Below are 11,196 nucleotides of genomic sequence, written 5' to 3' on the forward strand. Positions count from 1 at the left end.
AATGTGTTTTTGATGGTAAAACGTTTTTCGGAACACCTTTAGCTAACTCATAATCGCCTGTTCCTTGGGGAACCGGGTAAGAAACTGGGGTGCGGGTGCATCATCACTGCCCACGACCAGCGTGTCCTCGATGCGGACGCCGCCTTGGCCGGGCAGATAGACGCCGGGCTCTACGGTCACCGCAGAGCCAGCAAGCAGTGTACCGGCGGATGAGGCACTGATTCCCGGCGCTTCGTGGATCTGCAATCCGACCCCGTGACCGAGACCGTGCCCGAAGTTCTCCGCGAACCCCGCGTCGGCGATGACCTGGCGCGATACCGCATCCACCCCGGACAGCGACACGCCCGGCGCCAAGGCCTCCCGCCCCAACCGCTGCGCGGTCGACACAAGGTCGTAGACGTCGAGCTGCCACTGCGCGACGGGCGACAGCACGAACGTCCGGGTCATGTCGGAGTGATAACCCGCGACCAGTGCACCGAAGTCGATCTTGACGAAGTCACCCGCAGCGAGCACGGCATCGGTCGGGCGATGGTGTGGGATCGCGGAGTTGGGGCCCGCGGCGACGATCGTCTCGAACGACACCCCGTCGGCCCCGTGGTCGAGCATCCGCGACTCGAGGTCGCGGGCGACCTCCTTCTCGGTCCGACCCGGCCGCAGCGCGCCTGCGGCCACCAGGTCGGCGAGCGCCGCGTCGGCCGCCTCGCACGCCAACCGCAGCAGGGCGACCTCGCCGGCGTCCTTGACCTCTCGCAGGGCCTCGACGGCGCCGGCCGCCCGCACCAGCTCGACGTCGCCCGCCGCCTTCGTCAACAGGGTGTGACCGTCCACCGTCACGACGTGGCTCTCGAAGCCCAGGCGTCGGATCCCGCATGCGGCCGCCGAACCCGCCAGATGGGGCGCACACGCGCGTTCGATGACGACGTCGGCGTCGGGAGACTGTTGCGCGGCCTGCGTCCGGTACCGCCCATCGGTGGCCAGCACCGGAATCTCGTCGTCGACACGGATGAGGAGCGCGGCGTTCGAACCGGTGAACCCGGACAGATAACGCACGTTGACCAGGTCCGTTACCAACATTGCGTCCAGTTCGGCGGCGGCCAGTCGGCGACGTAAGCGGGCCCTGCGCTGGGAAATCGTCACAGCGCCCGACGGTACTCGCTACGATGTGCCCCCATGAGCAAGTGGTTGTTGCGCGGACTGGTGTTCGCAGCCCTGATGGTCATCGTTCGATTGCTTCAGGGAGCTTTGATCAACCTGATGGAAAGTCAGGCGCTGTGGATCAGCGTCGTCCTGGTCGCGGTGTTCGCGATCGCGGCCTTCCTCTGGGGTCTGGCCGACGGCCGCGGCGACGCACGGGCCAATCCCGACCCCGACCGCCGGGGCGATCTCGCGATGACCTGGCTCCTGGCTGGTCTGTTCGCAGGGATCGTCAGCGGCTTCGTCGCGTGGTTCATCTCGCTGTTCTACGAGAACCTCTACGCGCAGGGTCTGCTCAACGAGGTGACGACCTTCGCCGCGTTCACCGCGCTGCTGATGTTCGTCTTCGCGATCGCGGGCGTCGCGCTGGGTCGGGCGCTGGTGGACCGCAACTCCCCACCGGTCCAGCGCCGCGGCGCCGACGGTGATCGCGCCGATACCGACGTGTTCGCGGCGGTCCATGACGACCGCGTCGAGGAAGGCGCGACCGTGCCTGCCGGTGAAACCGCGCCGACGCGCGTCGAAGAACGCCCCTAGCCCGTCAGGCTGGCCAGGTACCGCAGCGCCGACAGATAGCCCTGCACGCCGAGGCCGACGATCACGCCCGTGGCGACGGCGCTCAGGTATGAGTGGTGCCGAAATCCTTCGCGCGCATGCACGTTGGAGATGTGCACCTCGATCAGCGGTGCCGTCAGTTCGGCGCAGGCGTCCCGCAACGCCACCGACGTGTGGGTCAGCGCGCCTGCATTGAGTACGACGGGCTCCTTCGCATCGGCGGCATCGTGGATCCAGCCCAGCAGTTCGGCCTCGGAGTCGGTCTGCCGCACCACGACCTTCAGCCCGAGTTCGGCGGCTTCGCGCTCGATGATCGCAATCAGATCGTCGTGGGTGGTGCTGCCGTAGACCTCGGGTTGGCGCTTGCCGAGCCTGCCGAGGTTGGGTCCGTTGAATACGTTGACGGTCACTGACGGACCCCGATCTCCGAGTAGGCGGCTACCAGCAGGGCAGGGTCCGGGCCCTCCAGCCTGGCCGGTTTGGCCAGGCCTTCGAGCACCACGAAGCGCAGCACGCCCGAACGAGTCTTCTTGTCGCCTGCCATGTATTCCAGCAGTTGCGGCAGCGCATCGGCGTCGTAGGTCACCGGGAGTCCGAGCGCCGTCAGGACCGAGCGGTGCCGGTCCGCGGTCTCGTCGTCGAGCCGACCCGCGGCCCTGCCCAGCTCGGCGGCGAAGACCAGTCCCACCGATACCGCAGCGCCGTGGCGCCAGCGGTAGCGCTCGCGACGTTCGATGGCGTGCGCCAAGGTGTGGCCGTAGTTGAGGATCTCGCGTAGCTGCGATTCCTTCTCGTCCGCGGCGACGACCTCCGCCTTGACCACCACGGCGCGCCGGATGAGTTCGGGCAGCACCGACCCGGAAGGGTCGAGCGCCGCCTCGGGGTCGGCTTCGATCATGTCGAGGATCACCGGGTCGACGATGAATCCGGCCTTCACGATCTCGGCCATGCCTGCCACGATCTCGTTGCGCGGCAACGAGTCCAGGGTGGCGAGGTCGACGAGCACGGCGAGCGGTTGATGGAAGGCGCCGACCAGGTTCTTGCCCGCGTCGGTATTGATGCCGGTCTTGCCGCCCACCGCCGCATCGACCATGCCGAGCAGCGTGGTGGGCACGTGGACGATGTCGACGCCGCGCAGCCACGTGGCCGCGGCGAACCCGCTGACGTCGGTGGCCGCCCCCCCGCCGAGGCTGACGATGGCATCCTGGCGTCCGATGCCGATGCGGCCCAACACATCCCAGATGAAGCCGACGACCGGCAACTCCTTGCCGGCCTCCGCATCCGGGATCTCGATGCGATGCGCGTCGATTCCCTTATCCGCCAGATGTTTCCGAATCGACTCGGCCGTCTCGTTCAACACCGGCTGGTGCAGGATCGCCACTCTGTGACGTCCGTCGAGAACCCTGGCCAGATCGTCGAGCAACCCGGTCCCGATGATCACCGGGTAGGGCCGGTCGACGAGCACGTCGACGGTCACTGGGTCAGTCATTGCGCGCCTCTGCTCGACGGGCGAGTGCCGCGGGACTCGGCGGCGCCTCGGTGGTGGGTGCGGGATTGAGCACGGTGGGAAGCCTGCGCCACGACGGCCTGCGTCGCCGCCGCGCCTGCTGACGGTCGGAGTTGGCGGTCTCCATGCGTTGCACGATGTGGCGCACGACCGCACCGGGGTTGCGGCGGTTGGTGTTGATCCGCACCGTCGCCACCTCCCGATACAGCGGGACGCGCTGGGTCATCAGTTCGCGAAACCGCTCACCGGGATCGCCACCGGCGAGCAGCGGTCTCGTCGCGTTACCGGAGGTACGCCGAATACCTTCGGCTGCACTGATTTCCAGGTAGATGACGGTGTGCCCCGCCAAGGCCTCGCGCACCTCTGGCGTAGTGATCGCACCGCCGCCGAGTGACACGATGCCGTCGTGTTCGGCGAGCGCCGCGCGCACCACGTCGGCCTCGATCCGCCGGAACTCGGCCTCACCATCGACGAAGATGTCGGCGACGGAGCGGCCGGTGGTCTCTACGATCTTCGCGTCGGTGTCCAACAAGGGGACATCCAGTGCCTTGGCCAGGCGGCGCCCGATGGTGGACTTGCCCGACCCGGGCATGCCCACGAGCACCGCCTTCGGCGCCATCAGCCCGACGCCCTTTCGGCTTCTCGTTTGTTGATCGAGGCCAGGTAGCCGTCGACGTTGGCCTTGGTCTCGGCCAGCGAGTCGCCGCCGAACTTCTCCAGCGCCGCCCGTGCCAACACCAGTGCCACCATGGTTTCGACGACCACACCTGCGGCAGGCACCGCACACACGTCGGATCGCTGGTGAATCGCGACGGCTTCCTCGCCGGTGGTCATGTCGATGGTGGCCAACGCCTTGGGGACCGTCGAGATCGGCTTCATCGCGGCGCGGACCCGCAGCGCCTGGCCGTTCGTCATGCCGCCTTCGAGACCGCCCGCGCGGTTGGTCGAGCGAATTACGCCATCGGGGCTGGGATAGATCTCGTCGTGGGCGACGCTGCCGCGACGGCGCGCGGTCTCGAAGCCGTCCCCGATTTCGACACCCTTGATGGCCTGGATGCCCATGACGGCGGCCGCCAGTTGGCTGTCGAGTCGGTTGTCGCCACTGGTGAACGAGCCCAGCCCGATGGGAAGACCGTCGACGACGACCTCGACGATGCCACCAAGGGTGTCACCGTCCTTCTTGGCGGCCTCGATCTCGGCGATCATGGCCGCTTCGGCGTCCTTGTCGAACGCGCGGACCGGGCTGTCATCGATCGCGTCGAGGTCCGCTGGCCGCGGCGGTGGACCGTCGTACGGCGCCGACGCACCGATCGAGATGACGTGCGACAGCACTTCCACCCCGAGTGCCTGGCGCAGGAACTCCCTGGCAATGGTGCCTGCGGCGACGCGGGCAGCGGTCTCGCGGGCGCTCGCGCGCTCCAGGACGGGACGGGCGTCGTCGAAGCCGTACTTCAGCATGCCCGCGTAGTCGGCGTGACCCGGCCGCGGTCGGGTCAGCGGGGCGTTGCGCGCCCCGTCCAGCTCGGACTGTTCCACCGGGTCGGAGGCCATCACGGTCTCCCACTTGGGCCACTCGGTGTTGCCGATCTCGACGGCGATCGGGCCGCCGAGCGTGAGGCCGTGGCGCACCCCGGTCAGTACGGTGACGGCGTCGGCCTCGAACTTCATCCTGGCGCCACGCCCGTAGCCGAGCCTGCGACGCTTCAGTTGGGCGGCGATGTCCTCCGTCGTGATCTCGAGACCGGCCACCATACCCTCGACCATCGCCACCAGCGCACGGCCGTGGGATTCACCAGCTGTCGTCCATCGCAACACGCGTCCCATCTTCCCACGGCGCCCTCGACCTGACGCAATCCGTTACGCCAGGCTGCGCTGCAGCAGCAACGTATCGACGTACCGCTCGTGCTTGTAGCCGACGCGGGTCAGGCGGCCTGCGTCGGTGAAGCCGAAGCGGTGGTGCAGCTCGACCGAGGCCGGACTGCCCGTGTCGGCGATGACCGCGATCACCTCCCGGACGCCTGCCGCCTCGCAGGCGGAGAGGAGGTCGCGCATCAATTCGGTGCCGCAGCCCTGCCCGACGGCGCGCGGTGAGACGTACACCGAGTCCTCGACGGTGGCCGCATACGCGGGCCTCGTCTTCCACGGCCCGCAGTAGGCGTACCCGGCGACCGCGCCGTCGCGCTCGGTGACGAGAAAGGGCAGACCGCTTTCGATGATCGCGTCGAAGCGCCGCCGCCACTCCTCGAGAGCGGGAACCTCCAGTTCGAAGGTCGCGACGCTGGTCCGTACGTAGTGGGCGTAGATCTCGGCAATGGCGAACAGATCATCCGGTGTCGCGGTGCGTGTCGGCATGGTGCGTCCTTCCCCGGGATCACGGTAGGGCTAGACGATGACCAGGGCGACCGCAGCGACCGTCGCCGCGCACATCGAGGGCCCGTGCGGCACGGTCCCCCGCTCCCGCAGGGCGACGATCCCCCACGTCGCGGTCAGCAGTGGGGCCGCCACCGCCGCGAGCACCCACACGTCGACGCCGAATGCCCCCGTCAGCGCGCCGACGCCGAGCGCCAGCTTCACGTCACCGGCTCCCATCGCGGCCGGCGCGATGAGGTGGACGACGAGGTACAGCACCGCCAGCACCAACGCTCCAAGCAGCGCCGCAAACCCGCGGCCGGTGAGCGCCGCGGCGACCAGCACCACCACCGCCCCCGGCAGCGTCAATGCGTTGGGCAGCCGACGCTGTCGGACGTCGTAGATGGTGAGCGTCGCCAACCACGCCAACGCAGATGCCACAGCCGCAATCCCCACGGCCAAAGCCTATGGTCAGCCCAGTGCCGCGATCATCGCCTCTTTCGGAGCGGGTCGGCCCGTGAACTGCTGCACTTGCGCGAAGGCCTGGTTCAGCAGCATCTGCAGGCCGCTGATGACCTGACCACCCGCGGCGACGAAGGCCTCGGCGAGCGGCGTGGGCCATGGGTCGTAGATCGCGTCGAGCAGCACGGGCGCCGCCGTGACGATGTCCGCGTACCGCGCGGCCACGTCCGCCGGAATGGTGTTCACCACGACGCCGACGCCGTCCAGCGACGTGCCCAACTCGACCCAGTGGGTCGCGACGCCGAGCCGCGTCCCGAGTTCGATCAGGGGTTCGGCCCTGTCGCGATTGCGCGCGACGATCGAAATGTCTTGCACACCAAGCTCGGCGAGGCCAGCGACGGCGGCGGGGGCCGTACCGCCCGAGCCGAGCACCGCGGCGCGGCCGAGGACTCCCACCGGCACCTCCCCGAGGGCTCCCGTCACCCCGTCGATGTCCGTGTTGTCCGCACGCCAACCCGACGACGTCCTGACGAGGGTGTTGGCCGAGCCGAGAAGTTCAGCGCGAGCGGTCCGTTCGTCGGCGAACCGCAGCGCGGCGAACTTGCCGGGCATCGTCACCGACAGCCCTACCCACTCGGGGCCGAATCCACCGACCAGTTTCGGCAACTCGTCAGCGGTGCATTCGATGCGTTCGTAGGTCCAGTCGGTCAGCCCGAGGGCTCGGTAGGCCGCCAGGTGCAGTTGCGGTGACCGGGAATGCGCGATGGGCGACCCGAGAACCGCCGCGCGTCGGCTCATCGTGCGCTGTCGAGCACACCGTTTTGTCGGGCTAGCTCGATGTTGGCGAGGTGCTGTTGATAGTCCCTGGTGAACAGCGTGGTGCCCTGCATGTCGATGGTGACGAAGTACAGCCAGTCACCCGGTTCGGGGCTTTCCGCGGCGGTGAGCGCCGGTTGGCCTGGCGAGCAGATCGGGGTGGCCGGAAGCCCGTCGCGCACATAGGTGTTCCACGGTGTGTCCCTGCCGCGATCGGCGTCGGTGGTGGCGATTTCCTGTCGGTCCAGCGAATAGTTGACCGTCGAATCGAACTCCAGCCGCCGATGGTCGGGTGCGATCAGCCGGTTGTAGATGACTCTGGCCACCTTCGCGAAGTCCTGCGGTTTCGACTCGCGCTGCACGAGCGAGGCCACCGTCAGGATCTGGTAGGGCGACAGGTTCTCGGCGTTGCCGGCCTCGAGCAGGCCGTTCTGCTCGTACTGGGTGGTGCTGGCGCCGATCAGCGTCGACAAGATGTCCGGCGCTGGCGCCGACGGGTCGATGTTCCAGGTGCCCGGCGCGATCAAACCCTCGATGCGCCGATGGTCGGAGCCCTGCGCCTTGACGGGGTCCAGCGCCCACGCGGGGACCGACAGGGTCGCGGGATCGGCCGCCCCCGCGGCCTTCTTCAGGTCGTCGGCGGTGAGCCCGCACTTGCGCTGGTCGTCGAGGGTCACGCACGTCGCATCGGCGACGAGCGAGAAGATTCCCTTCGTCACCGCATTCGACTTGACGTCGGTGATGTCGTCGAGCTGACGGCCCTCGGGGATCACCAGCCGGCCCACCCGGTTCTGTGGGTCGGCGAGCCGGGAAACGGCATTGGTGGCCGGGATCTCGGTGCGCACCTTGTAGAACCCCGGCTGAATCTCGGAGATCGCCGCATTGCCCGCCGCGGCATCGACGAAGGCTTGTGACGTAGCGACGACGCCTCCGTCCTTCAAGGTCTTGCCGATCGCGGTCGTGGAGTCACCGTTGTGAACCTGCACGACGACGTCCTTGACGCCGTCGCCCTGGTAGTCGCTGGGGGTGCCGAACATCCCGTGCCACATCCGCGAGCCGAGGAAGACGGCGCCGACGAGTACCACGACGAGCGCGGCCACCGAGAAGACGGTGATGGTCCTGCGCCTGCGGCGGTTCCGATTGGCCCGGGCCCGTTGCGTGCGATTCATCGTCCTGCGTGGCCGCCCTACCGCTTCCGGCTCCGTGCGCTCGAGACCCCAGTTGTCAGGCATCGGCCGCTCCGCTGTCGTCAGCCAGGGCGACTCGCCGCTGGTCCAGCCAGGTCTGCAGGATGCCGACGGCAGCCGCCTGGTCGATCATCGATTTTTGGCTCTTCGCACGGACGCCCGCCTCCCGCAGGGCCCGCTGAGCGGTCACGGTGGTGAGTCGCTCGTCGGACAGTCGAACGGGCACCGGGGTGATCCTGGCGGCAAGCGCATCGGCGACGGCGATCGCGTCGAGCGCCGACGGTCCGGTCCGGTCGGCGAGGGTCCGTGGCAGCCCGACGACGACCTCCACGACGGCGAACTCGTCGGTCAGTTGCGCAAGTCGGCGAATGTGCTTGCCCTTGACGTCCCTGCGATCCCGCGCCACCGTCTCGACGGGAGTCGCCAGGATGCCGTCGGGGTCACTGGTGGCGACGCCGATGCGTACCGTGCCGACGTCGACTCCGAGGCGTCGACCACGCCCGGGATCGTCACCGCCCGGCCGGTCCGGCTGACGGTCTTCGGTATCGGCCAACCGAGTCAACTCCGCGCAATCTCTGCGAGCAACGCCGACAGCGCCGCGTCGATGTTCGACGCTTCACTGCCCGAGCCCTGCGCGAGATCGGCCTTGCCCCCGCCTCGTCCGTTCACTGCGGCACCAAGCACCTTGACCAGATCATTGGCGCTCAGGCCGAGATCCTGCGCCGCCGGATTGACCGCTACGACGAAGGGCACGGTGTCGCCGTCGCCCTCGGCGATCAGGGCCACGACGCCGGGGTCCGAACCGAGCTTGCCCTTGACGTCGCCGACCAGGCTGCGCAAATCCGCGGCCGAGATGCCCCCGGCCATGCGCTGCGCCACGACACGCACCTTACCCACCAACTCTGCGCCGGCGGCGGCGTTGGCCGCGGCTGCCCGCGCCCCGGCCAGCCTGGACCGGTCGAGTTCCTTCTCGGCGACCTTGAGCCGCTCGACGAGGTTGGCCACGCGGGCGGGCACCTCGTCCGACGGCACCTTCAGCGATGACGCCAGGCCGGCCATCAGGGCACGTTCCTTGGCCAGGTACTTGAACGAGTCGAGTCCGACATAGGCCTCGACTCGGCGCACGCCCGACCCGACGGAGGACTCACCGAGGATGGTCACCGGCCCGATCTGGGCCGAGTTGTGGACGTGGGTACCGCCGCACAGCTCGAGCGAGAACGGTCCGCCGATCTCCACCAGCCGAACGTCCTCGGGGTAGGCCTCGCCGAACAGCGCCATCGCGCCCATCGCCTTGGCCTTCTCGAGTTTGGTGTTGAAGGTGTTCACCGCGTAATCGGCCTCGACGGCCTCGTTGGTGACCACTTCGATCTGCTCGCGCTGCTCGTCGCTCAGCGCGCCCTGCCAGTTGAAGTCGAACCTGAGGTAGCCGGGCCGATTCAGCGAGCCGGCCTGAACTGCGTTCGGGCCAAGCACCTGTCGCAGCGCGGCATGCACCATGTGGGTGCCGGAGTGGCCCTGCGTGGCGCCGTGACGCCACTTCGGATCGACGGCTGCGACGATGGTGTCACCCTCGACGAACTCGCCGGACTCGACGTTGACGCGGTGCACGAAGAGCGTCTTGGCAATCTTCTGAACATCGGTGACGGCGGCCTTGGCGGCACCGCTGGATCCGGTTCCGGTGATGGCACCGATGTCGGCGATCTGGCCGCCGGATTCGGCGTAGAGCGGCGTGCGGTCGAGGACGAACTCGACGCGTTCGGTGACGGCCCCGTCGGTGGCGGAGCCGCCGATCCCGCCGGAGTGCGCGATGACCGGAACTCGCTTGCCGTCGACGAAGATACCGAGAATCGTTGCCTCTGAGGACAATTCATCGAAACCGGTGAACTCGGTTGCGCCGGCGTCGACCAGCTCGCGGTACGCCGTCAGATCGGCATGCGCGTGCTTGCGGGCCGCGGCATCTGCCTTGGCGCGCTGACGCTGCTCTGCCATCAGCCCGCGGAAGCCCTCCTCGTCGACGGTCAGGCCGGTCTCGGCCGCCATCTCCAAGGTGAGTTCGATCGGGAAGCCGTAGGTGTCGTGCAACGTGAAGGCATCGGGACCGGACAGCACCGAGACACCAGCTGCCTTGGTGGAATTGGCCACGTCGTCGAACAGTCTCGACCCGGCGGCCAGCGTGCGGTTGAACGCCGTCTCCTCGGCGACGGCGATGCGGTTGATCCGATCGAAGTCGGTGACGAGCTCGGGATACGACGGGCCCATTGCGTCGCGGACGCACGTCATCAATGGGCCGACGACCGGCGTGTCGATGCCGAGGAGCTTGGCCGACCGAATGACGCGCCGCAGCAGCCTGCGCAACACGTAGCCGCGGCCGTCGTTGCCGGGACTCACGCCGTCGCCGATGATGATCGCTGCGGTGCGGCTGTGGTCGGCGATCACGCGGTACCGGACGTCATCCTCGTGGTTGCCGAGGCCGTATCCGCGCGGCGCGATGCCTGCGACGAAATCGATGGTGGGCCGCATGAGGTCCGTCTCGTAGACGTTGTCAACGCCCTGCAGCAGGCAGGCGACCCGCTCGACACCCATGCCGGTGTCGATGTTCTGGCGCGGCAGCGGACCGAGGATCTCGAAGTCGGACTTGCCGGTTCCCTCTCCCCGCTCGTTCTGCATGAAGACGAGGTTCCAGATTTCGATGTAGCGGTCTTCGTTGGCCTCGGGGCCACCGTCGATGCCGTACTCCGGCCCGCGGTCGACGTAGATCTCCGACGACGGACCACACGGACCGGGGATGCCCATCGACCAGTAGTTGTCGGCCATGCCACGACGCTGAATGCGTTCCAGCGGCAGCCCGGCCACCTCCTGCCACAGGGTGATCGCCTCGTCGTCGTCGAGATAGACCGTCGCCCACAGCGTTTCGGGGTCGAAGCCGTAACCGCCCCGGTCCTGCGGATTGGTCAGCAGCGTCCAGGCGAACTCGATCGCACCCTTCTTGAAGTAGTCGCCGAAGGAGAAGTTGCCCGCCATCTGAAAGAACGTGTTGTGGCGGGTGGTGATGCCGACTTCATCGATGTCGGGCGTACGGATGCACTTCTGCACGCTGGTCGCGCGATCCCACGGTGGCTTCTGTTG

Annotated in this window: 11 protein-coding genes and 1 pseudogene; 1 reads left to right on the forward strand and 11 read right to left on the reverse strand. The window is 68.1% G+C overall.

Annotated features, from left to right (window positions below; genetic code table 11):
• Positions 1 to 42 precede the first annotated feature (42 nt).
• Positions 43 to 1,137, reverse strand: a complete 1,095-nt coding sequence (locus QOD90_RS17560; protein ID WP_526351960.1) for a M24 family metallopeptidase — start codon at positions 1,135 to 1,137, stop codon at positions 43 to 45.
• Between the two features lie 33 nt (positions 1,138 to 1,170).
• On the opposite strand from QOD90_RS17560, the gene QOD90_RS17565 reads away from it, so the two are divergent.
• Positions 1,171 to 1,731 (forward strand): B-4DMT family transporter, encoded by a 561-nt coding sequence (locus tag QOD90_RS17565; protein WP_526351962.1) that lies wholly within the window; start codon positions 1,171 to 1,173, stop codon positions 1,729 to 1,731.
• Here the strand turns inward: QOD90_RS17565 and aroQ are convergent.
• The 10 genes and pseudogenes from aroQ to alaS form a co-directional block, all read right to left on the reverse strand.
• Complete coding sequence (aroQ, locus tag QOD90_RS17570; RefSeq protein WP_526351964.1) at positions 1,728 to 2,159, reverse strand: type II 3-dehydroquinate dehydratase; 432 nt, start codon at positions 2,157 to 2,159, stop codon at positions 1,728 to 1,730. The two genes, QOD90_RS17565 and aroQ, sit on opposite strands and share 4 nt — an antisense overlap.
• A complete protein-coding gene (aroB, locus tag QOD90_RS17575; protein WP_526351966.1) occupies positions 2,156 to 3,238 on the reverse strand; it encodes a 3-dehydroquinate synthase in 1,083 nt (360 codons plus the stop codon). Before aroB ends, aroQ begins: the two co-directional genes overlap by 4 nt.
• Before the next feature lie 139 nt (positions 3,239 to 3,377).
• Positions 3,378 to 3,875: pseudogene (locus QOD90_RS17580) on the reverse strand (shikimate kinase); the annotation flags it as partial.
• On the reverse strand, positions 3,875 to 5,071 hold the full coding sequence (aroC, locus tag QOD90_RS17585; protein WP_526351968.1) for a chorismate synthase: 1,197 nt from the start codon (positions 5,069 to 5,071) through the stop codon (positions 3,875 to 3,877). The gene aroC and the pseudogene QOD90_RS17580, both read right to left, overlap by 1 nt.
• Before the next feature lie 42 nt (positions 5,072 to 5,113).
• Positions 5,114 to 5,608 (reverse strand): GNAT family N-acetyltransferase, encoded by a 495-nt coding sequence (locus QOD90_RS17590; RefSeq protein WP_526351970.1) that lies wholly within the window; start codon positions 5,606 to 5,608, stop codon positions 5,114 to 5,116.
• Between the two features lie 30 nt (positions 5,609 to 5,638).
• Positions 5,639 to 6,061 carry a prepilin peptidase gene (locus QOD90_RS17595; protein ID WP_526351972.1) on the reverse strand — a complete coding sequence of 141 codons (423 nt, stop codon included), beginning with the start codon at positions 6,059 to 6,061 and terminating at the stop codon, positions 5,639 to 5,641.
• Between the two features lie 15 nt (positions 6,062 to 6,076).
• Positions 6,077 to 6,865: a shikimate dehydrogenase gene (locus tag QOD90_RS17600; RefSeq protein ID WP_526351974.1), complete on the reverse strand. Its 789-nt coding sequence runs from the start codon at positions 6,863 to 6,865 to the stop codon at positions 6,077 to 6,079.
• Positions 6,862 to 8,115 carry an endolytic transglycosylase MltG gene (locus tag QOD90_RS17605; RefSeq protein WP_526351975.1) on the reverse strand — a complete coding sequence of 418 codons (1,254 nt, stop codon included), beginning with the start codon at positions 8,113 to 8,115 and terminating at the stop codon, positions 6,862 to 6,864. Before QOD90_RS17605 ends, QOD90_RS17600 begins: the two co-directional genes overlap by 4 nt.
• Positions 8,108 to 8,623 (reverse strand): Holliday junction resolvase RuvX, encoded by a 516-nt coding sequence (ruvX, locus tag QOD90_RS17610; RefSeq protein WP_526351977.1) that lies wholly within the window; start codon positions 8,621 to 8,623, stop codon positions 8,108 to 8,110. Before ruvX ends, QOD90_RS17605 begins: the two co-directional genes overlap by 8 nt.
• Positions 8,624 to 8,628: 5 nt before the next feature.
• On the reverse strand, positions 8,629 to 11,196 hold a 2,568-nt coding region (gene alaS / locus QOD90_RS17615), incomplete at its 5' end, for an alanine--tRNA ligase (RefSeq protein ID WP_526351979.1).

Origin of the sequence: Mycobacterium sp., from assembly GCF_032161845.1 — a bacterium.
Taxonomy (GTDB): Bacteria; Actinomycetota; Actinomycetes; order Mycobacteriales; family Mycobacteriaceae; genus Mycobacterium.

Coding starts and splice junctions, on each gene's coding strand:
- QOD90_RS17605 (WP_526351975.1), bottom strand. CDS start 8,115: ATGCCTGACAACTGGGGTCTCGAGCGCACGGAGCCGGAAGCGGTAGGG.
- QOD90_RS17600 (WP_526351974.1), bottom strand. CDS start 6,865: ATGAGCCGACGCGCGGCGGTTCTCGGGTCGCCCATCGCGCATTCCCGG.
- QOD90_RS17590 (WP_526351970.1), bottom strand. CDS start 5,608: ATGCCGACACGCACCGCGACACCGGATGATCTGTTCGCCATTGCCGAG.
- aroB (WP_526351966.1), bottom strand. CDS start 3,238: ATGACTGACCCAGTGACCGTCGACGTGCTCGTCGACCGGCCCTACCCG.
- QOD90_RS17565 (WP_526351962.1), top strand. CDS start 1,171: ATGAGCAAGTGGTTGTTGCGCGGACTGGTGTTCGCAGCCCTGATGGTC.